22 protein-coding genes are annotated in these 26092 nt (G+C 43.9%); 21 read left to right on the top strand and 1 reads right to left on the bottom strand.

Annotation, left to right across the window (positions count from 1 at the left end):
• Positions 1–49: 49 nt before the first annotated feature.
• From NE665_RS08925 to NE665_RS08915, 3 genes are read left to right on the top strand one after another with little or no spacing between them, the layout of a single operon-like run.
• Positions 50–1894 (top strand): glucose PTS transporter subunit IIA, encoded by a 1845-nt coding sequence (locus tag NE665_RS08925; protein ID WP_117442102.1) that lies wholly within the window; start codon positions 50–52, stop codon positions 1892–1894.
• A gap of 11 nt (positions 1895–1905) precedes the next feature.
• Positions 1906–3381, top strand: a complete 1476-nt coding sequence (locus NE665_RS08920; protein WP_002607593.1) for a family 1 glycosylhydrolase — start codon at positions 1906–1908, stop codon at positions 3379–3381.
• A gap of 58 nt (positions 3382–3439) precedes the next feature.
• Positions 3440–4306 carry an HAD-IIB family hydrolase gene (locus tag NE665_RS08915; protein ID WP_117442101.1) on the top strand — a complete coding sequence of 289 codons (867 nt, stop codon included), beginning with the start codon at positions 3440–3442 and terminating at the stop codon, positions 4304–4306.
• A gap of 126 nt (positions 4307–4432) precedes the next feature.
• Here NE665_RS08915 and NE665_RS08910 read toward each other — a convergent pair whose 3' ends face one another.
• Positions 4433–6016, bottom strand: a complete 1584-nt coding sequence (locus tag NE665_RS08910) for an LCP family protein (protein WP_117442100.1) — start codon at positions 6014–6016, stop codon at positions 4433–4435.
• A 191-nt stretch (positions 6017–6207) separates the two neighbouring features.
• On the opposite strand from NE665_RS08910, the gene NE665_RS08905 reads away from it, so the two are divergent.
• From NE665_RS08905 to NE665_RS08820, 18 genes are all read left to right on the top strand, one after another.
• The gene (locus NE665_RS08905) at positions 6208–8499 is read left to right on the top strand and encodes a UvrD-helicase domain-containing protein (protein WP_117442099.1); all 2292 of its coding nucleotides are present in this window, start codon (positions 6208–6210) and stop codon (positions 8497–8499) included.
• Between the two features lie 10 nt (positions 8500–8509).
• A complete protein-coding gene (gene ligA / locus NE665_RS08900) occupies positions 8510–10507 on the top strand; it encodes an NAD-dependent DNA ligase LigA (protein ID WP_117442098.1) in 1998 nt (665 codons plus the stop codon).
• The gene (locus NE665_RS08895) at positions 10491–11615 is read left to right on the top strand and encodes a CamS family sex pheromone protein (protein ID WP_117442097.1); all 1125 of its coding nucleotides are present in this window, start codon (positions 10491–10493) and stop codon (positions 11613–11615) included. The genes ligA and NE665_RS08895 overlap by 17 nt, the downstream gene beginning before the upstream one ends.
• 274 nt (positions 11616–11889) lie before the next feature.
• Positions 11890–12183: an Asp-tRNA(Asn)/Glu-tRNA(Gln) amidotransferase subunit GatC gene (gatC, locus tag NE665_RS08890; protein ID WP_117442096.1), complete on the top strand. Its 294-nt coding sequence runs from the start codon at positions 11890–11892 to the stop codon at positions 12181–12183.
• Position 12184: 1 nt separating this feature from the next.
• Positions 12185–13606 (top strand): amidase family protein, encoded by a 1422-nt coding sequence (locus NE665_RS08885; RefSeq protein ID WP_117442095.1) that lies wholly within the window; start codon positions 12185–12187, stop codon positions 13604–13606.
• Complete coding sequence (gene gatB, locus NE665_RS08880; protein ID WP_117442094.1) at positions 13603–15027, top strand: Asp-tRNA(Asn)/Glu-tRNA(Gln) amidotransferase subunit GatB; 1425 nt, start codon at positions 13603–13605, stop codon at positions 15025–15027. The genes NE665_RS08885 and gatB overlap by 4 nt, the downstream gene beginning before the upstream one ends.
• A gap of 275 nt (positions 15028–15302) precedes the next feature.
• Positions 15303–15899, top strand: coding sequence for a hypothetical protein (locus tag NE665_RS08875; protein ID WP_002607584.1), 597 nt, complete (start codon positions 15303–15305; stop codon positions 15897–15899).
• 36 nt (positions 15900–15935) lie between these two features.
• A complete protein-coding gene (rlmD, locus tag NE665_RS08870; RefSeq protein ID WP_117442093.1) occupies positions 15936–17264 on the top strand; it encodes a 23S rRNA (uracil(1939)-C(5))-methyltransferase RlmD in 1329 nt (442 codons plus the stop codon).
• 780 nt (positions 17265–18044) lie between these two features.
• On the top strand, positions 18045–18257 hold the full coding sequence (locus NE665_RS08865; RefSeq protein WP_117442092.1) for a hypothetical protein: 213 nt from the start codon (positions 18045–18047) through the stop codon (positions 18255–18257).
• Positions 18258–18500: 243 nt separating this feature from the next.
• On the top strand, positions 18501–18713 hold the full coding sequence (locus NE665_RS08860; RefSeq protein ID WP_117442091.1) for a helix-turn-helix transcriptional regulator: 213 nt from the start codon (positions 18501–18503) through the stop codon (positions 18711–18713).
• A gap of 55 nt (positions 18714–18768) precedes the next feature.
• Positions 18769–19779 carry a hypothetical protein gene (locus NE665_RS08855; protein ID WP_117442090.1) on the top strand — a complete coding sequence of 337 codons (1011 nt, stop codon included), beginning with the start codon at positions 18769–18771 and terminating at the stop codon, positions 19777–19779.
• Positions 19769–19963 (top strand): hypothetical protein, encoded by a 195-nt coding sequence (locus NE665_RS08850; protein WP_117442089.1) that lies wholly within the window; start codon positions 19769–19771, stop codon positions 19961–19963. Before NE665_RS08855 ends, NE665_RS08850 begins: the two co-directional genes overlap by 11 nt.
• Before the next feature lie 25 nt (positions 19964–19988).
• Positions 19989–20999, top strand: a complete 1011-nt coding sequence (locus NE665_RS08845; RefSeq protein ID WP_117442088.1) for a PDDEXK nuclease domain-containing protein — start codon at positions 19989–19991, stop codon at positions 20997–20999.
• A 125-nt stretch (positions 21000–21124) separates the two neighbouring features.
• Entirely contained in the window at positions 21125–22048 is a 924-nt protein-coding gene (locus NE665_RS08840; protein ID WP_117442087.1) for a hypothetical protein, read from the top strand.
• Between the two features lie 96 nt (positions 22049–22144).
• Positions 22145–22900: a Fic family protein gene (locus NE665_RS08835; protein WP_178759785.1), complete on the top strand. Its 756-nt coding sequence runs from the start codon at positions 22145–22147 to the stop codon at positions 22898–22900.
• 876 nt (positions 22901–23776) lie between these two features.
• Positions 23777–24688, top strand: a complete 912-nt coding sequence (locus NE665_RS08830; protein ID WP_117442085.1) for an ABC transporter ATP-binding protein — start codon at positions 23777–23779, stop codon at positions 24686–24688.
• Positions 24685–25539 carry an ABC transporter permease gene (locus NE665_RS08825; protein ID WP_117442084.1) on the top strand — a complete coding sequence of 285 codons (855 nt, stop codon included), beginning with the start codon at positions 24685–24687 and terminating at the stop codon, positions 25537–25539. Before NE665_RS08830 ends, NE665_RS08825 begins: the two co-directional genes overlap by 4 nt.
• A gap of 180 nt (positions 25540–25719) precedes the next feature.
• On the top strand, positions 25720–25926 hold the full coding sequence (locus tag NE665_RS08820) for a hypothetical protein (RefSeq protein ID WP_117442083.1): 207 nt from the start codon (positions 25720–25722) through the stop codon (positions 25924–25926).
• Positions 25927–26092: the final 166 nt, after the last annotated feature.

Genomic DNA, 26092 nt, shown 5'->3' with positions numbered 1-26092 from the left:
AAGATAGCTTAATTTGGGTCTTTTTTTGACAATTAGAAAGGAGTCTGTAATGGACGTTAAAAAAACAGCCGCTCAGATTTTAAAAGAAGTAGGCGGAAAAGAAAATATCAAGGAGATGTTTCACTGTGTGACGAGACTGCGTTTTTATTTAAAGGATTATAAAAAGGTGGATTTGGAACATATTAAAAAAATTGATGGGGTGATGGGGGCGCAGTATCAGACGGAACAGCTGCAAATCATCATTGGAAATGACGTAGGCAGCGTATATGACGCAGTTACTGCACTGACCGGATTTATCCACGATGAAGAGACAATGGCGAAAAAGAAAAAATTCAGAGCCACTGGTGTATTTGAAACTATGGCGGCGATCTTCCTGCCGACGATACCAGTATTGGCAGGAACCGGGATGATTAAGGGTCTGATCACGATTCTCACCTCTTACTGCGGCTTTGATGCGGCCTCTGATTTTATTCAGGTAGCTACGATTGCGGGGGACTGCGTATTCTATTTCTTCCCGTTTTTAGTAGCATGGTCTGCATCCAAACGCTTTAAAACAGATACCGCCTGTGCACTGGCGCTGGCAGGCTGTCTTTTGTATCCCACCATGACAGCGGGTCTTGCGGCAGGGGCAGATCCTATGCATTTTCTGGGGTTGCCGATTCCGTTCGTAAAATATGCGGCAAGCAGTATTCCGATTGTTCTTGCTGTTCTGGTATTGAGCTGGTTTTATCCGTTCATTGATAAGCTCATTCCCAAGGTTTTGCGTCTGGTATTTACACCGATGCTCGTATTGATGATGATGGTACCTCTGACACTGATTGCGATTGCCCCGCTGGCAAGCTATATTTCTCAGGGATTGGTTATGGTCGTCAAATTCCTGTATGACCTATCACCGGTAATTGCCGGAGCTATTGTTGGTGGTACACGCTTACTGGTCGTATTAACCGGAATGCATTTATCGCTGGGGGCAGTAATACTGGAAAATATCAATCAGTTCGGGTCTGACTTCCTGTTGCCGATGAATACAATGGGAACACTGGCACTGTTTGGTGTTTGTATGGGAGTCTGGGTGAAATCAAAGAATACACAGACAAAATCAATCGGTGCATCCACTGCTATATCATCCTTTATCGGAATAACAGAGCCGGGAATTTACGGAATACTGCTGAAATTTAAAAATGCACTGATTGCCGTTATGATTGCCGGTGCAGCCGGTGGAGCAATCGTCGGTGCTTTTGGTGGACAGTCAACTGCATATGTCAATTCCTGTATCCTGTCTTTGCCTGTTTTCATGGGAGATGGATTCTGGGCAGTATGTTTGGGAATGGCCGTGTCTGCGGCCCTTGGCTTCCTGTTGATTATGGTATTGGGCTTATCTGAAGAAAAAAACAGCTGTGAAAGTACAGCTGTAGATACAAAGACTGTGGAAAACAGCCGAAATGAAGTGATACAGGCACCGATGAATGGCACACTGATGAAGCTGAGTGACGTTGAGGAGGACGTGTTTGCTTCTGGTAGTATGGGGAAGGGAATTGCGATTGATCCGGATGAGGGCGTGATCGCTGCACCATTTGATGGAACAATCACTGCGGTTTATCCTACAAAGCATGCAATCGGACTGACATCAAAGCAGGGAGTGGAATGTATTATTCACATTGGTATCAATACAGCAAATTTACAGGGGAAATACTTTGATGTGAAGGTGCGTGAACAGCAGGAGGTACAGGCTGGTGATATCCTGGTGGAAGTCGATCTGGCAGGAATTCTGAAAGAAGGCTATTCTCTGATCACTCCTGTTATCATCACGAATTCCGCTAGCTACCTGGATGTGCTGGCGAATGAAGAAAGCGGTATTATCGTAAAAGGAGAACCGTTGTTGACGGTTCTGAAATAGGAGGAAAAATTATGTATAAGAATACATCACCATTGAAATTTCCAAACGACTTTCTGTGGGGCGGTGCAACTGCGGCCAATCAGGTTGAAGGAGCGTGGAATGAGGATGGAAAAGGTATGACGATTGAAGATTGTCTGCCTTATCGTGAAGTAGGCGTTGCTGATTTTACGAAGCAGTTTCAATTCAGCAGCAGAGATTTAGAAGAAGCACTGACAGCTGGACCGGATGCAAATTATCCAAAAAGACGGGGAATCGACTTCTATCACCATTACAAGGAAGATATTAAATTATTTGCGGAAATGGGCTATAAGATATTCCGTATGTCCATTTCCTGGGCGAGAATCTTTACAGATCCAAGAGATGAGAAGCCCAATGAGGATGGTATCGCTTTTTACGAGGATATGTTTAAGGAATGTAAAAAATATGGCATAGAACCGCTCGTTACGCTTTCCCACTATGATCCACCGGTTGTACTGGCAACAAAGTATCGTGGCTGGTATTCAAGAGAGGTCATTGATCTGTTTGAAAAATATGCTCGTGTCTGCTTTGAACGCTTTGGGAAATATGTAACTTACTGGCTTACCTTCAATGAGGTGGACGCTATGCTCAGGCATCCTGTGACAAGCGGAGCACTGATTGAAGACAGATTTGCTGATATCCCATTTGAACAGGCGATTTATCAAGCAATGCATCATCAGATGGTTGCGAGCGCAAGAGCAGTGAAGCTGGGACATGAGCTTGTTCCCGGAGCACAGATCGGCTGCATGATGACAAAGCTGTGTTTCTATCCGTTTACCTGCAAGCCGGAGGACAATCTTGCGACACAGCAGCGGATGCGCAGTATCTACCGCTATGTAGATATACAGGTGTTTGGAGAATATCCAAATTATTTAAACAATGAAATCAGAAACAAGGGGTATGTCATACAATGGAAAGACAGTGATGAGACGGATTTAAAAGAGGGAACAGTTGATTTTGTAAGCTTCTCTTACTATATGACCAGCTGTATGGCTGCAGAAACAGAAGGTCTGGATATGGCACCAGGAAATACTGTGAATGGTGTGAAAAACCCATATCTGCCATCCTCTGAATGGGGCTGGCAGACGGATCCAACCGGATTGCGGATTTCACTTGTTGATATTTATGACCGGTACAGGAAGCCTCTGTTTATCGTGGAAAACGGTCTGGGGGAACGTGATCAGATTACAGAGGATGGAAAAATACATGATCCGTACCGCTGTGAATATCTGAAGGAGCATGTTATGGCGATGAGTGATGCCATAAATGAAGATGGTGTGGAGCTGTGGGGCTATACATGGTGGGGCTGTATTGATCTTGTCAGTGAATCCACGAGACAGATGTCAAAACGCTACGGCTTTATTTATGTGGATATAGATGATTATGGCAACGGTACCTATAACCGGTATAAAAAAGACAGTTTCTACTATTATAAACAGGTTATCGAAAGTAACGGAGAGAAATTATAAGAGCAAGGGTGAAAGACTTCAAAAATGAAGTCTTTTTTAAAAGATGAGGAGGCACTCTATGATTAAATATTTCGCAAGTGATTTGGATGGCACATTATTAAATGCAGATTATGCATGGGATACCATTCTGGATGAGGGCATGAAGGCGATCCTGAGGGATGGTTATGAATTCGTCGTGACAACGGGGCGAACGATTGCAGGTGTAAAAGGTTGCGAAGGACTCTGGGCGCTGCCGGTTTATGTTATCGTTATGAACGGTGCACTCATTTTGGATAAAGATAAAACGACACTGTTCCGTGGGGCGATAAAGAAAAGGACGGTAGCGGGAATACTGGATGCTATGCCGCATGCAAAACTGGAATTTTTCACAGAAGATAAAATTTTAACGATGCTGCCACGGAAAAAATACATAGAGGAATATATGAAATGGGATATATGGAGAAAGAAGGTTCTTGATAATGGAAAGAGCGGATATCTGGATGAATATCTCAGCCGGTTTCATTTTCAAGCGAAGCGTGAAGAAATCCTGAAGTTGGATATTCTGAAAATAAACGGTTTGGAATTACATCAGGACAAACGTGCAGACCTTCTCGACAGACTGACTATGTTTGAAAATGATATTGTAAATGCTTCCTTCGATTCCAATGTTTTTGAATTGACGGACAGAGCAATATCAAAAGCAAGTGCTTTGATGTTTCTGGCGCATCGGAAACAATGGGACAAACAGAAAATTGCTGTATTCGGAGATGGTGGAAATGATATGGATATGCTGATGAGCTTTGTACATTCCTATGCGCCTGAAAATGCACAGGAACAAGTAAAAAAAGTGGTATCTGAAATCATTGCTTCCAATGATCAATACGGTGTGCTTAAAAAAATTATGCAGATTGTAGCGGACAATCGCAGGAAACACACACCCATTTGAATAACAGGCAGAAAACTGCCCGGATGTATTTATAGACAAAGCATTATGAAACCATGATAACAAACATCAAAAAACCATGCCCTCAACGATATCACTCATCGCTGACGCTGCATGGTTTTGTTTTCTTTACTGCGGATTCTCTGCCATATCCGCATAGCGTATGTTTTCCGAGGTATTGATCTTCGGAGTATTCGCATACAGATCATTCAAATTAAACGTAAAGCTGTTCATCTGCAGCTGCCTGCGTGCCGCATCATAGGCATTCACAACCGCATGCACCTCATCCCGGCTGAATAGATACACATTGCTTACACCAAGGGACGGATCCAGACTTGCCACATACAGGTCTTCATAGACACCGTTATCGCTGGTGATTGAGGAAATCGTCCATGGCTTCAGCTCATTCAGTTCACCGGATACAAAATCCGCAATTTTCTCTGCCGGCATATTGGTGATGATATAATTCGGTGCGATATCCATTAAATCATTCACTCTGGTTAACCCGTTGGCGGAGATCAGCTTATTGATGATTGCCTTGATAATGCGCTGCTGTGCACGCTCTCTGCCGGCATTGTCGTAGCCCTTTGTTTTACGGTGACGGGAATAGGCGAGTGCCTGCTTGCCGTTTAAGTGCTGCTTGCCCTTCTTCAGACAAATCAAATCCTCTTTCTTAAAGCTTCGATTCTCATCCTGTTCACAGAAATCGATTTCCACATCCACATCAATACCGCCGATCGTATCGACGATTTCAATCAGGGAATTGAAGCTTACACGGGCATAGTAATCAATCGGGATACCGAAGAAATTCTGTATCGTCTCCACACTGTTTTCAATTCCGTCGTTTCCGGTATGCGTCAGCTTGTCGTTTTTATAATCATAGGCGGCATTCGGTATGTAGCCGTCTCTTGGCAGGGACACCATATCAATGTGATTTGCCTTCGGATTGACAATCAGAATCAGATTCGTATCACTTCTTGTCTGCTGGTCCGGACTTCCCATATTATCAAGTCCGCTCAGATAGACGGTGAAGGTATCCTTCGTGACATCGATATCGGGACCGCTGGCGGCATCATTTTTCTTTTTGTAGGTCTGAATAATATCCACACTGTCCGCAAAGCCGTCAATATTGGATTTGGACATATCGTAATAGGAATCGGAAATAACAAAGGCATTTACTGTTTCCAGATTCAAATCGCTGTACAGCGTTGTATAATCCAGCTCTTCCTTGGGCGTGGTATTGCCGACCTCAGCGTCCAGCTGTTCCTTTGCATAGGCGGCATTTTTCTTGTCGACGCCCTTCTGGTAGCCGATTGTTTTGCCTTCCAGCTGGGAAAGGGAATCAATACCGCTGCCCTTTTTCACGACCACATAAATTTCCGTAGTGGAGCCTGCGGCATTCTTGCTCATCTTATGCAGCGTGCTTCGTGATTTATCCAGAAAATATCCACCGGTACCGATGACCACCGTCAAGAGAATGATAAACAGACGCTTGACGATCACGGCCCACTTCGGAAGCTTCTTCATGGACAGCATAAATAATATAAGGAATAGAATCAGCAGAATACCTGCGGCTGCCATCGTCCATTTCACCGGAAGGATGCCGAAGGTAAATGCTATGGTAAAGGATACGATTCCCACAATCAGAAACACCAGCAGAAACAGCAGGTCAATCGTGCGGGTATAGTATCGTTTCGGTTTTTGTTTTGCCATATGTATCACACCTCAGTTAGTCAGTCTACATTATAGTATAAACAAATTTAAAATACTATGGCGGATTTCTGAAAATTTCGTAATAACTATAGAGTACCATGCCGTTTTGGGTTATAATTGAAGTTGTTTTCTAAAGAAAAGGAAGACAAAGTATAGTATAATAGTCGAGAAGGTAAATAAGAGGTGATTTTGTGTCGTTTTTAGATCAGTTGAATGAGCATCAGTTAGAGGCAGTACAGTGTGTGGATCATCACCTGCGGATCATTGCGGGGGCAGGAAGTGGAAAGACCCGGGTGGTAACGACCAGAATTGCATATCTGATCAATGACTGCGGAGTATATCCGAATAAAGTATTAGCCATCACCTTTACGAATAAGGCGGCTAGGGAAATGAAAGAGCGAGTGGAGAATCTGCTGGGAGATGTGGCCAAGGCGGTTACGATTTCCACCATTCACTCCTTTTGCGTACGTCTGTTGCGGGAGGATATTCTGGAGCTTGGATATCCGAGAAATTTCACGATTCTGGATTCGGATGATCAAAAGAGTATCCTGCGGGATGCCTACAAGCAGATGCATATTGATGTCAAAAGCTACAGCTACAACAGTGTGCTGTCGTACATAAGCAACAACAAAACGAATTTTATTGATGCCGCAACCGCCAAGGCGAGTGCCGGCAAATGGGCGGGAGAACAGATCAAGGCCGATGTCTACGAGTTTTACGAGAAGCGTCTGAAGGAAATGTATGCGCTGGATTTTGATGATCTGTTGATTTTTGCCCACCGTATATTAAAGAGCAATGAGGAGGTACGCGCGAAATGGCAGCGTCGCTTCACATATCTGCATGTCGATGAGTTTCAGGATGTCGATAATCTGCAATATGCCATCATCAAGCTGCTGGTAAAGGAAGGCAGCTATCTGTGCGTGGTCGGTGATCCCGACCAGACGATTTATACATGGCGTGGCGCGCAGGTGGATATCATCATGAATTTTGAAAGGGATTTTCCAGACAGCCATACCGTTGTGCTGAACGAGAACTACCGTTCCACCCAGCAGATACTAAACGGCGCCAATGCCCTGATCAAAAATAACCGCAACCGTATCGATAAGGACTTGTTCACCCGTGTGGAGAGTGATGATAAAATCGTTCATTTCTCTGCCATGGATGATGCAAACGAACCGGTCTGGGTAGCCAGCAAAATCATGACGCTGCATCACGATCATGTGGACTATCGGGATATTGCAATCTTGTATCGCTCCAACTTTCTGTCAAGAGGACTGGAGAAAGCACTGCTGGATTTTCATATTCCGTATCGTATCTATGGAGGCGTGCGCTTCTATGACCGTGCGGAGATTAAGGATGCCTTAAGCTATCTGCGTCTGTTGGCTCCCTTTGATGAACAGGATCCCAAGGCGATGTACAAAAATCTTGCCGTCAAGCGTGTCATCAATTCTCCAAAGCGGGGAATCGGTGCGAAGACGATGGAAACCATTGAGCTACAGGCAAATCATGATGATACGAACATGTATGACATCCTGTGCGAATATGAAATCGGAAAGGGCAAGGCAAGAGCCAACATACAGGCGTTTGTAGCGATGATTGAGGAATGCCGCATGCTGGTGGATACCATCAGCATTGACCAGCTGCTGGAGAAGGTGCTGGAGGATAGCGGCTACTTGGACATGTTGCGGGAAGACAAGGAAATCGAGCGTCTGGAAAATATCAAGGAGCTGATCGGGGATATCTCGGATTATGTGGAAGCACATCCGGAGGGAACCCTGAATGAATACCTGCAGGAAATCTCCCTGTATTCCGATAAGGAGGAGCAGGAGAACGGAGACTTTGTGCAGCTGATGACGATTCATGCCGCAAAGGGTCTGGAATTTGATAATGTCTTTGTGTACAGCCTGTGCGAGGGAATCTTCCCAAATGAACGCTCTGTTGGAGAAGGCGGACAACCGGCGCTGGAGGAAGAACGCCGACTTGCGTATGTAGCCTTTACCCGGGCGCGGAAGCAGCTGTTTTTATCCGATTCCTACGGCTATAGCTATGTACTGGATAAAATAAAAACAACCTCCCGGTTTATTAAGGAGCTTCCTGAGGACTGCATCGAGGATGTCGGCGCAAAGCCGCGAAATACATTTTCCAGCGATGTCGATACCTTTAGCGGCAGTGACTTTCTGTCCATGCACAGTCATGACATGGTACAGCATCGTCCCCAGGATAGTGACGGCTTTACAAGACAGGCAGAACGAAAATTAAGCGATGTGCGCATCGCAGATTCATTTGACGGTGCACCCATCATAAATGAGGATAGGAAACCTAAGAAAAAGGGTAAAATAAGAAAAGGCGATCTGGTTCATCACGAAAGCTTCGGAGACGGCGTTGTAATCAAGCTGGAGGAACAGCTGGCAACGATTGCCTTTGAACAGAAATTCGGAATCCGAAAGATCAAGATCGACCATCCGGCTTTATCGAAAAAATAGGAGGTTTCTAATGAGTCAGCAGAGGATTTTGGAATTACGAAACATATTGGACAGGCTGGCGTACGAATATTACGTACTGGATCAGCCAAGTAAAAGCGATCAGGAATATGACCGCTATTATCAGGAGCTGGTGGCACTGGAGGATGAATTTCCCCAGTACCGCGATCCCAATTCCATCACGCAGCGCGTCGGCGGTGTCGTACTGGATGCATTCACGAAGGTGGAGCATAAGCGCACCATGCTGAGCTTGGGCAATGCCTTCAATCTGGAGGATTTGCATGCCTTTGATGAGCGTGTGCGGGAAGTGGTGCCAACGGCACGCTATGTGGTTGAGTTGAAAATCGACGGTCTAGCCATGTCTTTGATTTATCGCGACGGGCGCTTCGTACAGGCACTGACCCGCGGAGACGGTGTTGTTGGTGAGGATGTTACGCACAATGTCAAAACGATACCATCCATTCCGATGCATATCCCGTTACAGGGTGAGGTAGAGGTGCGTGGCGAGGTGTATATGCCCAATGCCAGCTTTCAGATGCTGAATGAGGAACGCGAAAAGAATGGAGAAGAGCTGTTTGCGAATCCGCGCAATGCTGCGGCGGGAAGTATAAGGCAGCTGGACAGCTCGGTTGCGGCAAAGCGTAAGCTGGATGCTTTCTGGTATTATTTTGTGAATGCACAGGAATACGATATCCATTCCCATGAAGAGGCACTGCAGAAGATGAGTGAAATGCATCTGCGGGTGAATCCGCTTCGTAGGGTGTGTGCGCGCATCGATGAGGTTTGGCAGTTTATCGAAGAGATTACAGAGCAGCGAAATGATCTGCCCTATGCGATTGACGGTATGGTCATCAAGGTGGATGATCTGGATGCACAGAATCGTCTGGGATCTACAGTGAAGGTGCCGCGGTGGGCGATTGCGTATAAATTTCCTGCTGAGGAGGTTATCACAAAGCTGCTGGATATCGTGGTGAGTGTCGGAAGAACTGGACGTATTACCCCGAATGCCGTGTTGGAACCGGTGCGGGTTGCCGGAACAACGGTATCAGCGGCGCAGCTGCACAATGAGGATATGATTAAGGAAAAGGACATTCGCATTCACGATGAGGTCGTGGTGCGCAAGGCCGGAGATATTATACCGGAGGTCGTACGTCCGCTGCTTGAGCGAAGAAATGATACCCAGGCGGTTTATCATTTTCCCACACATTGTCCAATCTGCGGCAGTGAGCTGGTCCGCTTTCCGGAAGAGGCTGCGCATTATTGCATCAATCAGGACTGCCCGGCTCGTGTTGTGGAAAGCATGATTCATTTTGCGAGTCGGGATGCGATGGATATCGACACACTGGGAGATAAGAAAATAGAATTTTTCCATAAGCAGGGCTTTCTGAATACGATTGAGGATATATACTGCCTGAAGGAGCATCGGCAGGAGCTGATCGATCTGGAGGGTTTTAAAGAAAAGTCGGTAGATAAGCTGCTGGATGCCATTGAGGACAGTAAACAGAACCCGCTGGAGGATTTGATTTATGGACTGGGCATCCGCCAGGTTGGAAAAAAAGCCGCAAAGGTTTTGGCAAAGCATTTTCTAAGCATGGATGCAGTGATGGCAGCGGATGAGGAAGCGCTTGTGGCAATCAAGGATATCGGGCAGATTACGGCAGAAAGCATCACCGCCTTTTTCCATGAGCCGAAGAATATGGAGCTGATTGCCCATTTGAAGGGCTATGGCCTGCGTATGGATACGGAGGCAGAGCAGATTCAGGAAAGTCCGTTCAGCGGCAAAACCGTCGTGCTGACCGGTACGCTGACGCAGCTGACGCGAAATGATGCCAAGGCTTTGCTGGAATCCCTCGGTGCCAATGTCAGCGGGTCAGTTTCCAAAAAAACCGATCTTGTCATTTACGGCGAGGCGGCCGGCAGCAAGCTGACCAAAGCGAATTCCCTCGGCGTTATGACGATGGACGAGGATACCTTTATGAAAGAGGTGAGCGCAAATGAACAGGAAACCTAGAGCAATCACGGCACTGCTGCTTTGTACATGCCTGTTGGTACTTGGCGGCTGTAATAAGGAAGATAAAAACAAGGCGGATAATGATAAGAGCAGCGAGGAAACAAAGGCCATCAATGAAGGGGAATACTCTGCACTGCTGCCGTTTTCAGTGAGTGATGCGGGGCAGAAGCATGCCCAGATGCAAACCAATCTGAGCGATACACTGACGATCGGTACCGGTTTGATGGAGCTATCCAAGGAGTATTTTTCCAGTAAGACCTATGCCTTTCGAGGCGGGAAATATCTGGATTACAATACCCTGGATGCCTCCGCGGATAACAGCGGTCTGCTGGGGAGAACAAGCAAGAAAAATGCCAACGGTTTAAATCCTGCTGTCGGTGATGTATTTCCGACTGATGATGGGGATAAAAAAATCACAGCCAACGATGTACTGCTGCTGGATATCTTTGAATATGACTGGTATCAGAACAAGGAGCTGAAGGGGCTGTCGCTGGCGCTCGTATTGAATGATAAAATCGGTACGGAACCGGATGAGGCAACCATCAAAAGTGATAAGATGAAGCTGTATGGCGAGGAATGTGCGCGGAAGCTGGTCAATTATCTGCGAAAGGCAAAGCCGGAGATCGGAAACAACACACCGATTTATGTAGCGCTGTATAATACCTCCAGTGATGATGCGACCCTGCCGGGAACCTATTTTGAGGAAGCCTATTTTGAATCCAAGACCAATGCAGAATTCAAGGCGATCAATGAGAAATGGGCATTGTTCCCGACAAGCACGGCAACCAAGCTGGATGGAACGAATGCAACCTACTTTGACCGCTATAAGGCGAGCTTTCAGGATTTTCTGGGACAGGATATCGACATGATCGGAAAAGGGCACTTTATGGATAATGAGCTGACGGATTTGCGCATCAATGTGAAGCTGCATGCCAAGAGTGCGGATGAGGTCATTGCGGCAGTACAGCTGCTGGATGAACGTCTTTCCATCTTTTCCAGCAACAATTTCAAAATTACGGTCGTTGTAAAGGCGGATGATTTGGATATCGCTACCATTACGAGAAACAAGGGGACCAGCGATACGGTTGCACAGACACTGCTGTATTGATCGGCAGGAAAAGGAAGAGCGCAAATAGAAATAGGTGAATTAGGCTGCGGGTCTTGTCCACGTCTGGGTTTCTAAGCAGAAGCAGGACGAATGCATATGCAATCTATTTACTTGCCCTTTAACGGCAGTGTTCAAGCTGCTGTTTCTTTTCAACGGTATGTAAACTGCTATATGGATAGTAAAGAGAAGGATGAAAAGAGATGTGGCGGAATCGGATAAGACGCGATCTCTTTTACGGGTTTAAATCGCGCAAGGCGAAGGAATGGAGGCAATCATGGAAGAATTTAGTGCGGAATATTTCAAGAAGCTGGCACATGACATCATGTTTGATCTAAATGATGAAGAGGTCAGCGAGCTGCAGGAGGAATTTAAGGTTTTGTTGCAGCAAATCGAGCTGCTGAACGGCATCGATACAGAGGGTGTTGAAGAAATGATCTATCCGTTTGAAGCAGAAACAACATTTCTGCGTGAGGACAGTGTGGATAACGTAATACCTCAGGAAGCAGCGCTTCTGAATGTGAAAAGCGCAAAAGCAGGGCATGTACATGTGCCAAAGGTGGTGAAATAAGATGGATTTTGAAAGAGCGAGAAAACAGGACGTGGAGGGCCGCGTTAACGAGGCTTTGGAAAAAGCAAAGGAAGCACAGGATCGTCTGAATGCTGTTGTTACCTTCGTTGATCCGACAGAGCAGCTGAAAGAGCTGGAAGCAATCGGAGTAGATGCAGCGATGTATGGTATGCCAATCGTTTTAAAGGATAATGTGAACACGAAGGGAATCCGTACTACGGCATCCTCCCGCATTCTGGATAATTATGTCCCGGTATACAATGCGCATATCGTTGATAAGCTGCATAAAGCTGGAGCAGTTGTAATAGCAAAGGCCAGTATGGATGAGCTGGGCATGGGCGGTACCAACCGGAATGCGTATACAGGACCTGTCAACAATGCCTGGGATGAAAGCAGAATTTCCGGAGGAAGCAGTGGTGGAAGCGCAGCCCTTGTAGCGGCTGGAGTCGTTCCATTCGCCATTGGTACGGATACCGGTGACAGTGTGCGCAAGCCAGCCGCATACCAGGGGATTATCGGCATGAAGCCAACCTATGGAAGAATTTCCCGTTATGGTATCATTCCGTATGCATCCAGTCTGGACCATGTGGGCTATTTTACCACATCCGTACAGGATACAGCGGTTGCACTCGAGGTGCTGGCAGGTCGTGATGACCGCGATATGACATCATCCAGTCGTGCAGTGGAGAACTATGCTGCCAATCTGAATCATGACCTTCGCGGAAAGCGCATTGCTGTTTTGGATAATGTACAGGAGGCTGTTGCGGATCCTGCAATCCGTGAGAATTTTGACGCATTGATGAAGAAGCTGGAGGCACGTGGTGCTACTGTTACGCATGTGCGAATGGATGATAAGCTGATGAAGGCACTGATGCCTACCTACTATATTATTGCGAATGCCGAGGCTACAGCCAACCATTCCAATCTGGATGGTATCCGTTTTGGTATGCGTGAGGCTGGAGAAAACGTGGAGGATGTCATGATCAACACCCGTACAAAGGGGTTCTGTTCCTATGTACGCAAGCGTTTTGTCATCGGAAGCTATTCTCTGTTTGTGGAAAATCAGGATAAGATCTTCCGCAAGGCACAGAAGGTTCGCCGTTTGATTGTGGAGGAGCTGAACCGTGTTCTTGCCAACAGCGATGTTGTCATTGCCTCTGCTGCTGGAACGATCGCGCCACTGGCAGAAGAATCCAAGGATTCTCATCTGGGGGCAGATAACAATGTGGCTGAAAATCATATGGTGCTGGGCAACTTCTCCGGATATCCGAGCATGACTATGCCGACCGGCTTTGCGGAAGGTATGCCGATTGGTATCAATATGACGGCGAAGGCGTTTGATGAGCAGACATTGTTTAATATCGGATTGGCGATTGAAGAGGAAACAGGATTAAAAGGTAACGATGTGGAGGTAGACGCATGAAATACGAAACAGTCATAGGGATTGAAATCCACTGCGAGCTGAAAACCAAAACAAAAATGTTCTCAGGGGCACCTACATCCTTTGGAGAGGTTGCGAACACCTGTGTAAATGAAGTGGATCTGGGACATCCCGGAACACTCCCCTGTGTAAATAAGGATGCTGTGCGTCTTGCCATTCTGGCCGCAACGGCATTAAAGTGTGAAATCGATCCGCTGGTGAAGTTTGATCGCAAGAACTATTATTATTCCGATCTTCCAAAGGGCTTCCAGATTACCCAGCAGTTTCACCCGATTGGCTCCAACGGTGTAATAACCATTAAAACGGATGACGGGGAAAAGGATATCCGCATCAACCGCATTCATATGGAAGAGGATACCGCAAAGCAGTTTCACAGCGATGCAGGGACTCTGGTAGACTATAACCGTGCAGGAACACCGCTGGTGGAAATCGTCAGTGAACCGGATATCCGAAACGGGGCGGAAGCAGCTGCCTATGTGGAAAAGCTGAGAAGTATGCTGTATTACCTTGGCGTCAGTGATGTTAAAATGGAAGAGGGAAGCATGCGCTGCGATGTCAATGTTTCCATTCGTCCGCAGGGCAGTGAAGCTCTGGGAACAAAAACAGAGGTCAAGAACCTGAATTCCATTTCCAATGTACAAAAGGCGATTGATGCAGAGGTAGCACGACAAAAAGAGCTCCTGGAAAACGGAGAGGAAGTCGTACAGGCAACCCGTCGTTATGATGAAACGCAGAAAACAACAATTCTGATGCGGAAAAAGGAAGGAAACGTGGACTACAAGTTCTTCCCGGAGCCGAATATTCCACCGATTCGTCTGGATGCGGCATGGATCAAAGACATTCAGGATAATATGGAGGAGCTTCCGGATGAGCGTAAGGCCCGCTATATGCGCGATTATGCACTGAAGGAATACGATGCAGATGTTCTGGTTGCCAATCGTGAGCTGAGCAATTTTTTCGATGAGGTATGTCAGTATACAAAAAACTATAAGAAAGCAGCGAACTGGGTAATCGTAGAGGTTACAGCTGCATTGAATAAGGCAAATATCAAGCTGGTGGATAATCCATGTAATCCAAAGCATCTTGCGGATATGGTAAATATGGTGGATGCCGGAGAAATCAGCGGCAAGCAGGCAAAAATCGTGTTTGAGGAAATTATGCAGGGCAAGGATCCGAAGAAGGTCGTGGAAGAAAAGGGCATGAAGCAGATGAGTGACAGCAGTGAGCTGCTTGCCATGGTAACCGCAGTTCTGGATAACAACCCACAATCCATTGAAGACTTCAAAAACGGTAAGGACCGTGCTGTCGGCTTCCTGGTAGGACAGGTGATGAAGGCCAGCAAGGGACAGGCCAATCCGGCGATGACGAATAAGCTGATTCAGGAGGAATTGAAAAAGCGTTAAAATGCAGGCTGGTGCTTGTTAAAGCGGCATTGTACAGCTCTTATGTATAAACTGCTGTCTGAATGTGGATGACAAGGCTTTTAAGCATACAGGATTCGATGAAGCGGACTATCGATGCTGCCCTTCAATTTTAGGAAATCGTAAGAAGATTCCCGCTGTAATTCTCACGGTTTTGTGTTATACTGGTAAATGTGCTATACTAGAAACACAATCGTGTAATCAGGCATGACTCCTAAGGAGTATGCTCATTGTCTATATAGTCAGGAGTGAACCCCATGAGTAAAAAGAAGAAAAAAACAAAAGCAGGCGGCGGAAAGAGCAAGATACTATACTGGATTGCCGGTATCGTTATTCTGATTCCTGTACTGCTGCTTGGATGGATTTATCTGAGTGCCAAGGAAAGCAGCGGAAGTCCTACGGTAGGCAGCCGTTTTGACAATTCACTGAATCCGGCCATAACAGAAGAACAGCTGGACAAGGTGAAGTCCGCAATGAAGCTGGATGGTGTTGAAAGCGTTGAGGTCAATTTGATCAGTGCTACCTTGCGTATCAATATTGATACAAAGGATGATGCCAGCAGTGCCAAGGTGAAGAGTATTATGAATGAAGCCTATGATAAGGTGAATGATATTCTTCCTATCAAGAAGTATTTTACAAATAACGATTCCGATAAGATGTATGATCTGGAAGTGCATGTATATAATTTCATTCCGGATGACAAGCATTCTGCGGATGATCAGATTTATAAGATCAAGACGAAGACAGCGGCAGCAAAGAAGCCGAATGTTTCTACACCTTCATCTCCGAAAAATAAATCCGTCGCAGAAAAGCTGTTAAAGCAGCAGGAAGAAGCAGCTAAGAAAAACAAGTAAAAGGGCGGCCTGCCCTTTTTTCAATGAGGTGAGAAGATGAAGAAAAATGATCAGGTATATGGTGTCTGCAGCGGATATACGCATGACGGGCATGGGGTTGTAAAGATAGATGGCTTTCCGCTGTTTGTGAAGGGCATGCTGGAAGGGGAAGCAGGAGAGCTAGTTGTCACGATGGCAAAAAAGAAATTTGGCTATGGCAGGCTGATGAAAAGAAGTAAAACATCCTCACAGCGTGTTGCTCCACCCTGCCCGATTGCAAAGCAGTGCGGAGGCTGTCAGCTTCAGCATATGTCCTATGCGGAGCAGCTGCGGTTTAAGAAGCAGAAGGTGCAGGATGTGATGCAGCGGATTGCACACCTTGATATTGAGGTGCAGGATGTGCTGGGGATGCAGGATGGCTATACAAAGTATCGCAACAAAGGGCAGATACCGGTTGGTGTTGATAAAGGTAGGACGGTTACCGGCTTTTATCGTATCAATTCCAATGCCATCATTGATACGGATACCTGTCTGATTCAGAGTGAGCGGATCAATGCGGTATTACAGAAAATGCGTAAATTATTTGAGAAATATCAGAATGCGAAGCTGTTTCGTCATCTGTTGATCAAGCATGCATTTTCCCGTGATGAGGTAATGGTTGTCTGGATTGTGCGATCCTTTCAGATTCCACATGGGAAGGAGATGGTGCAGGAGCTGACAGCGGCATTGCCGTTTGTGAAGAGTGTCATATTAAATCTGAATGTGCGGGATGATAATGTCATTTTGGGGGATAAGGAACAGCTGCTGTTTGGGGAGCGTGCTATCACGGACAGTATTCATGATTTGAAATTTTCCATATCCTCAAAGTCCTTTTATCAGGTGAATCCAAGACAGACAGAGATATTATATGGAAAGGCTCTGGAGTTTGCACAGCTTACGGGAAAGGAAACGGTGCTGGATCTGTATTGTGGAGTCGGGACAATTTCCATGTTTTTAGCACAGCGGGCAAAGCATGTGTCGGGAATTGAAATCGTATCGCAGGCGATTCGTGATGCGAGAAAGAATGCGGCATTGAATGGTATTGCGAATATTGATTTTGTATGCAGTGATGCGGCTGCCTATGCGAAAAAGCTGTGTGAGCAGGGGGCACATCCGGATGTGATTGTGGTAGATCCGCCGCGCAAGGGGTGTGATGTGCAGACGATTGACAGTATGGTGATGATGCAGCCAGAGCGGATTGTTTATGTGTCGTGTGATCCCGGGACGCTGGCAAGGGATTTAAAGCTGCTGGAGGAGAAGGGATATCGTACAGAAATTGTGCAGCCTGTGGATATGTTTCCGTTCACGCATCATGTGGAATCAATCGCATTGCTATGTAGAAAATAATTTGAAAAAGCCTTATAAACAAAGGCTTTTTTTGTTGGTGTGCCAGGCATGGCATGAATTCAGTTGGAGACAAACCAATCACAGGTAGTTACCGCCAAGTATAGTGAACCACAAGCCGTTGATAGTGATGTCATGGGTGAAGGAAGTGGTGTAACGATTCTTTTGAGCGTACGAACAGAAACTTGATGAGGCTAAATGGTGGATAAGGTTGCCAAACAAACCGAAGTCCGAAAGGTAAACGTAAAACCAAGACTGTAAATCACGACGTTGTGAAAGAAATAGGGTTTGTGTCTTACCCCAGAAGGTCTTGTGGACAAGGAATTCTAGTAAACTTTAAAATCAGTGATAGTACCCTCGGTCGAAAAAGATTTACCATAAGAAGTCAGATAAAGTCGTAGTAGGTAGAAATACTGAAGGACTGAAACGTTTATAGAGGCAAATCGCTATAAGTATGTTTGGATGGTCCGAAAATGAGGATAGCCTAGAACTATGAAACGTAATCATAGATGGTGAAGGTAATATTGATTGCCATATTATGTGAGGGAAGAAATCTACGAATTATTTAAGGGAATTCCTCCATAGTTTCAGGGACCTTTTCATTTTATTTAATTACAAAGGCGGCAAAACAATAGTTTTGCTCGCCTAGAGCAAGCATTATGAAATGAAATAGCCTAAAACCATGGATTTTCTCTCTCTTAAATAATTCTACGATGTAAGCGCTCAAGCTCCCTCAAATAGCATGCTGATCAATACTTATTGATTGCCAGCAGATTGGAGGAGTTGCAAAAGGAACTGCTCAAGGTGGCAAATTCCAAGGGCAATTACGATGCCATCGCAGATGAGATTTACCGTCTTCGTGAAGTCAGACAGAATGCCTTAGTAGATAATACCGAACGGGAAGGAATGAAAAAACGCATCAGCGAGATACAGCAGTTCCTTTCAAGACAGACGCAGAAAGTCACTGGATACGATGAGCAGTTGGTTCGCAGCTGATTGAGAAAATCACGGTCTACGATGAGTGGCTTACAGTCAAATCCGGCACAAGCGTGAAAGTCAGAAGATAACAGAATATTCCCCACAGTCAGCACCTTGCAGAAATGCAGGGCGTTTTCCGTTACAAAAAGTTCATAGGCACAGTTTATGCGTGCATATTGTAATTTAGAGAATTATGCGGTATAATAAATCATCTTATTTGTGTTAGAACTAATGAGCCTTACGAATAGGAGTGGCAAATGTATGATTAGAAACAATATAGAAGTAGATGTGAAAGTAAAGTGCATAGAGAATGAAACTACGCAGGCGCAGCTTGCAGAAACCATCGGAACAACAGGTCAGTATGTAAACCGCATCATCAAAAAGAAGGACGGAGTGATAAATAAGACCTTTGTGCAGATGCTTGAGGCTCTTGGGTACGATATTGAATTGACCTATGTAAAACGAGAGGGATAAGTTCTAATTTGCGACAAGTGTTGTTATAGAGAACAACAGAAAGGAACGATCTTTTATGGAAGAAACAATTTATATCTCGCCAGATGATATAAAAGTAATTGATGCTGAAGACTATAGTTATGAGGTGGTTGAACATTTTTCGAATATGCCAGAAGTGGCGAAACCGCTACTGAAGGGTGCTAAAAAAGCGTTCAAGAAAATCGAGGAAATGCTATATACTGCACCTGCTTTTATCAATATTGTAAAAGCAAGCATTCCAGAACAGGCATTCCAAGCTATTTTGACGGATGAGCAGAAGACTCAAATTGCCAACGGTGCTTTAAAACTCATGACGAAAAAAGACGGCACTCTCATGGCTAATCTGGTTAACCCAGAAACAAATAAAATTGTATCAACGATTTCGCTGAAGAGCATTGACCTGTATCCGGCATTATCAGAAGCAATGACCAGTTATGCAACTCAAATGCAGATGGCTCAAATCGCGGAAGAAATCCATACGGTTCAGCTTGCAATCGAAGAAGTAAGACAGGGGCAGGAATTTGACAGACTTGCAATGGCTTATAGCTGTCAGCAAAAACTGTTACAAGCTATGCAGATTAAAAATCTGGAATTAAAGGCATTGGCTCTTTTGAGGATTGCTTCCGATGCGGAAGATAGCCGAAACATGTTGATGCAAAGTCAAAATGCTAATTTGACCTTTATAAAAGAGCAGCCAGAATCATTTTGGGGCAAGCTGATATCTGGCGCTAACCCAGAAAAGATAAGTCTGCGAATGAATGAAATCCGTGAAAGTTTATCTGCTGTGAATATGGTTTCGTTGGCAGAGGCTATGGCATATCAAGAATTGGGTGAAAGTGCGGCAGCACGTCAGAGCCTCCAATACTACGCGGGATATTTACATAGTGCATATTTGTCAACGGAAGGCTTGGTACAAAGATTGGATTTGATAGACCCTGCACCAGAGAATTACTGGTCTAAAACATTACCCGATATTAAGCAAAAAATACAAGCACTCCCTTGTATAGAGAATGTGCCAATGTTAGAAGGAGAAGACGATGGAGAATAAGGTATGCAAGAAGTGTCAAAAACAACTTCCAGAAGGATATAAACATAAGAAGTGTGAGGCCTGTAGAAATGCACAGGTACAAGATGTAAAAAATGGATTGAAAGCGGCCACTGGAGTCGCAGGAGCAGTTGCCAGTTTTGCGGTTGTAGTCGTTACAAAAGGAAAAGTAAATCCTAAAAAATAGTGATTATTTGGAAAGGAAGAATATTATGAGTGATGTAATACCTTTTGGTGAACAATTTGAAAAAATTGTTGATATTATCGAATCTGCTAAAGAACGTGCCTACCGTAAAGTGAACGAAGAATTGATTTTAATGTATCGTGATATAGGTGAATACATCAGCAAACAATCCGAAAACGCTGAATACGGTGATGCGTTTGTACAGAAACTTGCGGATTTCTTTGCTGAGAATTATCCTGATCTGAAAGGATTTAACCGTCGTGGTCTTTATCGAATGAAGCAATTTTATGAGCTTTATAAGGACAACGAAAAAGTGTCACCACTGGTGACACAATTGAACTGGACGAACCATCTTAAAATTATGTCTGCGTGTAAGAGCATGGACGAACGCATATTTTATATGAATATGTGCATCAAAGAGCGTCTTTCCAAAAGAGAACTGGAACGACAGATTGACAGTGGTTACTATGAAAGATATATGCTGTCGCAAAAACCATTGACACCTGCCATCGAAGAATCAAGGAGAGCAACTGGGAATGTTTTCCTTGATAATTATGTGCTTGATTTTCTTAATGTGCCAGAAACAGTTTCTGAACGTGATTTGCAAAAATCTATTATACGAAATCTGAAAGATTTTATTCTTGAAATCGGTAAGGACTTCACCTTTATTGGAGAAGAGTATCGAGTGCAGGTCGGTAAACATGATTATTACATTGATTTGTTGTTTTATCATAGAGGACTTTCCTGTCTTGTGGCATTTGAACTGAAAATTGGAGAGTTCAAGCCAGAGTATGTCGGTAAGATAAACCTTTACCTGGAGGCACTTGACCGAGAATTGAAAAAGGAAAACGAAAATCCGAGCGTTGGTGTTATTCTCTGTGCAAGCAAGGATGATGAGGTTGTCGAATTCGCTCTCAGTCGTAGCTTGTCTCCGACGATGGTTTCGGAGTACAATCTGAAGCTGATTGATAAGAAACTGTTGCAGAAGAAATTGAAGGAATATGTTGAATTGGCAGGAACAGTATCTGACGAGGAGTAAAAACAATACCACGAAAATAAAGGATAGGAGGTAGACCACAGTGGCTGATATGAAACAGATACACGATTTTGCTGCGAAATGGTGCGATAAATTCAGAGACCAAAATATCAATTACGTAGACCTCGTTGACCATTGTATGTGATGATTGCGATGCTCTTGGCTTTGAGATGGACTGTGGTCATGCCTTTTCAGAGAAATACGGCAACGCTGCAAACAATCATGAGGCTTTAGACAGAATCATCGATGAAGTGACAGATATCCCCTTGCTTGGCTCTGCAATCTATTCTCAATGGCGTTATTTCAATCATTGGGCATATACGGGGGCAGAAATCTTGGAGCCGGAAAACAGAGCATGGTTTATCTTGGCATTAAGTAGGCTAGCATTGTTATCTGGGGATAATCCTTTCATATTCCAAGGCACATTAAAGAGGATGCGTATCGTATCAAATAATATCTGCTATGGTCCTATGCCGGAGCCTGATGAAGAGGTGGAACAACATCTGACTATCAACAATGAAGGTCGTATTTGGTTTTCGGGATATAATTTTGGTCGTGGCGGAGAACGATACGAGAAAGCCAGAAGTAAGAACTTCAAACTTGATAAGTTGGCGGTAGACAAGTTGTTTGGAGCAATGGCAGCTTACTTCGGCAGTGAATACACAGAAATTTTTGCAGCGGATATTGGTGATTGGGTTATGGAACTGACCAATACCGAAGGTGTCACATATAAATTCAGAGGCTCTCTATGTGCTGACTTTGATTATGATGGCGAAGGTTTATCAGACCTTGTCCGTGATACCGTTGGTATGGATGATTTGTATGTGTTTGATGGGAACTGCAAACCGGATGTGATAAATAAAATCACCTTGGATTACATCAGGGTTACAAAAATAAAACCCGATCAGAAGCTGGAAGGCGCAGAGTGGGAATTTGTAACCTGGGATTATGTCGAACAATTGATTATTGATAGAGCTACGGAAACATTGGAGCATATTCAGAATATCGGCACCGGATGCAAGGTATATGTTCTCTGTCGCTCTATTGATTAAAACTTCAGAAATTAACCTGCATGATGTGGTGGTAATCATGATATACGAGTTGTATTTTATGGTATAATGATGAAAATGAAGAAAGGAGTGCTAAACATGATTATTGATGTTGCAACAATAAAATTTTTAAAAGATACTCCGAATTCAGCATATCAATCTGTCAAGACAGAGTTCTTGTATCATTCTAATAAACTAGAAGGAAGTACCTTTAGTAAAGAAAACTTAGAAAAATATTTAAATGAACAAATTATCGAGGGAAGTCATAAAATTGATGATGTATTGGAAACAACAAATTCGACGGATGTGTTTGATTATGTAATAGAAACATTAGATGAACCTTTAAGTAAAAGAATTATCTTAGATCTCCATAGAATGTTAAAAGATAGAACATTAGATCACGAAAGAGGTTTTGCAGGTTGTTGGAAAAAGATACCCAATCAAATCTCTGGTGTAGATTTAAAACTAGCTGAACCATGGGAAGTCGAAGGTCGTATTGAGAAATTGAATCAAGAGTGGAAGGACTCTCAAAAAGATTTTGATGCTATCGTAAAATTTCATGCTAGATTTGAAAATATTCACCCTTTCCAAGATGGCAATGGAAGAATCGGTCGTTTCTTAATATTGAAACAATGCATCGAAAATGGTGTTGATTTGATTATGATTGATGATGCCTATTCAAAAGAATACAAGAAAGCCTTATATCAAGCACAAAAGAATGAAGACTTTGAAGACTTAAAAGCAATCTTCAAGAAGTGCCAAGAACGATTAGATGAAAAATTAGATTTTTTACGACAAACACTAGACTATATTCAAAAATATGATGTGGATATGGATTCAAGTCAATCAATGTAAACAAAACTTTTTATTGTATGGTGATGCTTAATCTAAAGCAGTTAAATCAGCTACAAGGATTGTTGTAACAAGAAAATCTACAGAGCGATCATTTGAAATAAAAAAGCGAGAGAAAGAATTTGCTCAACCGAAAAGGCAGTTGGATTTACTGATATATTTTAAAAAAATTCTTACCAAGACGCTTCTCTAACGATTTGTCAGCATAAATAAATACTCGATACATGTTACATGATTATCGTTGATAGCAAAAAAGTGCATATAAAATAATAAGTAAAGGCTTTTTTGAAGGAAATGTAGCGAAAGATGTGTAAATAGTAAGAAACGGTTAATAATGTAGATACGAAACACACTTTCTCTTATTTCTAATCTAAGCAAATGTGAAATTATCATCTGCTATCTCAATCGCTTCTATAGTGGTACTTAAATTAATCATCGTTTTTGACATTCTCCTATCCTTTTTAAACTATATCTTCTATTTCATATCAAACATTGCATAATTTTGACATTCGGCATATTACGTTCCGATTTATCAAATATGCTGATATGGAGCTACAAACCACTGCACTTTTTATCCTATCTGGTATTACCGAAAACCAGGTAACCCTTTATCTGTCTTAAAAAATCGTTATGAGAAACCATGGCTTATGTCACTTACATAGAGGACTTAGGCCGTTTTTTCTTCTCCTGCAAAATCTTACGTCTGTCCATATGTGGATATGATATCCTGAAAACCACCATTTTCCTACTTGCTCCGTATGCCGATATCATTCATGAAACCTAATACACTCCTGTTATGGCATGTATTCTATGAAATATCTCCCCCTCGAGTTGCATATACTGCACTGAAGCATTCCATTTACATAAAGGGGGAATATCATGGAGTCAAGCATTCGTGTCGAGCAGCTCTCTAAATCCTATCAGGGAACACAGGTTGTCAAAAGCATCAGCTTTCAGGTGAATAAAGGAGAAATCTTCGCCTTTCTAGGTCCAAACGGCGCAGGGAAATCCACAACAATCTCCATTCTGAGCACTCTGCTGAAAAAGGACAGCGGGACTGTTATAATAAACGGCTGTCATCTGGGACAGGAGGATGAACGTATTCGATCAAATATCGGTATCGTCTTCCAGAATAGCGTACTGGATGAGCTGCTGTCAGTCAAACAGAATCTGATTCTGCGCAGTGCCCTGTATCATCTGTCGTTTAAACAGGCATGCCAGCGTGTGCAAAAGCTATGTGAAATATGCAGTCTGCATGACATTATGCACCAGCCGGTAGGAACCCTTTCCGGTGGTCAGCGAAGACGCTGCGATATAGCAAGAGCACTGATTCCGGAACCGGAAATACTCATACTGGATGAACCGAGCACCGGACTTGACCCCAAGGCAAGAAAGCAGCTATGGGACACGATCAGCGCATTGCATAGGGAGCGTCATATGACCGTATTTATGACTACTCACTATATGGAGGAAGCAGAAATTGCAGACCATCTGTGTATTATCAAGCAGGGGACAATCATCTTTGATAAGCCTATGAAGGAGGTACATAAGCAGTATGCCGCAGAGCAGCTGTTGCTTTATCCGGCCAGTAAAGCACAGCTGCTTGCAGAATTAAACCGACACCATATACCATTTCATGAGCAAAACGAGGCTCTTTGCATACACACAGGAGGTATGCTGAAAACGATGTCTGTCCTGCGCCTATGCGAACGCTATATTCAGCGCTTTGAAAATCATCCGGGTAATATCGAAGAAATTTATTTGCAGATGCTTCAGGAGGGACAGGAATGATCGCTTTAATAAAACGGAATATGCTGCTCTTCTTCAAGGATAAAACATCGGTCTTCTTTTCCTTTATGGCAGTATTTGTTGTGCTAGGGCTGTACGTATGCTTTCTTGGTGATATGATGATCCAGCCTTTAAAGCAGGATTTTCCGAATACGGCAAGAGAACTGAGTGATACCTGGATCATGGCAGGAACTCTGGGAATCGTTTCGCTGACAACCTCTTTAAGTGTACTTGGAATCATTATCGAGGATAAAAGCAAGTCCATACTTAATGATTTTTATATTGCCCCCATATCGCAGATGAAGGTTACAGGTGCCTATCTGCTTTCCACCATTTGTATAACATTTCTGGTATCCGTCGTTACACTGATAATCGGTGAGCTCTACATCGTGGCTTACGGGGGAACATTTTTAACACTGTCCTCTTTGATCAAGGTGCTTGCCTGTATGGTACTGTCTATCCTGTCCTGTACGGCAATGCTTTTCTTCTTTATGTCATTTTTTAAAAGTGCGACATCCTTCAGCAATGTCACAACCATCATCGGCACATTATCCGGATTTCTTATGGGCATCTATGTTCCGGTAGGAGCCCTTCCCAAGCTGCTTCAAACCATAATATCGCTCTTTCCACCGAGCCATTGCGCTGCATTGTTTCGCAATCTCATGATGGATGATGTTTTAACACGAACCTTTCAAGCAATACCGGCTGAGCATCTGACTGCATTTAAAAAGCAATTCGGTCTTATCTACAGCTATGGCGGTCATACGACCGATACACTGGACCATATTCTGATTATTGCAGGGATGGGATTGCTGTTTTTCCTATTGCAATATGGAAGACAGCGCAGGCGATGACATGGAATTAAGATGCTTATCAGCTTGCGTCTATCGGAGTGCATTTTATCATACAATATAGGTGGAGCTTCTATGCATTTCTATAAAATTTAGATGAAGATTTTTCATAAAAACCTGTTATAATCTATGTGAGACGACCTGATAAATCGACATTATCAGGGAAAGGAACAGGGTGAGCTGATGAGTAAATATAATAAGCTTTGGGAGTATATCCAGAAGCAAAATGAGGAAGAATGCCGGCTTAGCTTTCAACGCATTGAAGAAATCGCAGGTACAGCACTGGATCATTCCTTTTTGACCTTTAAAAAGGAATTGTCTGCATATGGATATCACGTTGAAAAGATCTCCATGAAGGAAAAGACGGTGCTGTTTTATAAAAATAAATAATAGTATACCAGAGACGGTTAAGGAATATTTGCTTAAAGCACCGGCATATCGTAAATACAAGCTGCCTCATGGAAGCCTGTAGAGAATGTATTATCATATTCCTTTGGATAACGGTTCGAAAGAAACCTCAGAGATTGATCTGCCGGTATAGCAGGCTGCTTGCTAT

The sequence above is a fragment of the Clostridium sp. DFI.1.208 genome, from assembly GCF_024463855.1.
GTDB lineage: Bacteria > Bacillota_I > Bacilli_A > Erysipelotrichales > Erysipelotrichaceae > Clostridium_AQ.
Note: the sequence above shows the minus strand (reverse complement) of the source record. Positions and strands in the feature narration are given on the sequence as shown.

Bases quoted from the DNA above. Each gene is read 5' to 3' on its own strand.
- NE665_RS08830 (WP_117442085.1), top strand. From the start codon at position 23,777: ATGGAGTCAAGCATTCGTGTCGAGCAGCTCTCTAAATCCTATCAGGGA.
- NE665_RS08850 (WP_117442089.1), top strand. From the start codon at position 19,769: ATGGAGAATAAGGTATGCAAGAAGTGTCAAAAACAACTTCCAGAAGGA.
- ligA (WP_117442098.1), top strand. From the start codon at position 8,510: ATGAGTCAGCAGAGGATTTTGGAATTACGAAACATATTGGACAGGCTG.
- NE665_RS08895 (WP_117442097.1), top strand. From the start codon at position 10,491: ATGAACAGGAAACCTAGAGCAATCACGGCACTGCTGCTTTGTACATGC.
- NE665_RS08885 (WP_117442095.1), top strand. From the start codon at position 12,185: ATGGATTTTGAAAGAGCGAGAAAACAGGACGTGGAGGGCCGCGTTAAC.
- NE665_RS08835 (WP_178759785.1), top strand. From the start codon at position 22,145: ATGATTATTGATGTTGCAACAATAAAATTTTTAAAAGATACTCCGAAT.
- gatC (WP_117442096.1), top strand. From the start codon at position 11,890: ATGGAAGAATTTAGTGCGGAATATTTCAAGAAGCTGGCACATGACATC.
- NE665_RS08875 (WP_002607584.1), top strand. From the start codon at position 15,303: ATGAGTAAAAAGAAGAAAAAAACAAAAGCAGGCGGCGGAAAGAGCAAG.
- NE665_RS08845 (WP_117442088.1), top strand. From the start codon at position 19,989: ATGAGTGATGTAATACCTTTTGGTGAACAATTTGAAAAAATTGTTGAT.
- NE665_RS08825 (WP_117442084.1), top strand. From the start codon at position 24,685: ATGATCGCTTTAATAAAACGGAATATGCTGCTCTTCTTCAAGGATAAA.
- NE665_RS08860 (WP_117442091.1), top strand. From the start codon at position 18,501: ATGATTAGAAACAATATAGAAGTAGATGTGAAAGTAAAGTGCATAGAG.
- NE665_RS08915 (WP_117442101.1), top strand. From the start codon at position 3,440: ATGATTAAATATTTCGCAAGTGATTTGGATGGCACATTATTAAATGCA.
- NE665_RS08925 (WP_117442102.1), top strand. From the start codon at position 50: ATGGACGTTAAAAAAACAGCCGCTCAGATTTTAAAAGAAGTAGGCGGA.
- NE665_RS08920 (WP_002607593.1), top strand. From the start codon at position 1,906: ATGTATAAGAATACATCACCATTGAAATTTCCAAACGACTTTCTGTGG.
- NE665_RS08855 (WP_117442090.1), top strand. From the start codon at position 18,769: ATGGAAGAAACAATTTATATCTCGCCAGATGATATAAAAGTAATTGAT.
- NE665_RS08820 (WP_117442083.1), top strand. From the start codon at position 25,720: ATGAGTAAATATAATAAGCTTTGGGAGTATATCCAGAAGCAAAATGAG.
- rlmD (WP_117442093.1), top strand. From the start codon at position 15,936: ATGAAGAAAAATGATCAGGTATATGGTGTCTGCAGCGGATATACGCAT.
- NE665_RS08910 (WP_117442100.1), bottom strand. From the start codon at position 6,016: ATGGCAAAACAAAAACCGAAACGATACTATACCCGCACGATTGACCTG.
- gatB (WP_117442094.1), top strand. From the start codon at position 13,603: ATGAAATACGAAACAGTCATAGGGATTGAAATCCACTGCGAGCTGAAA.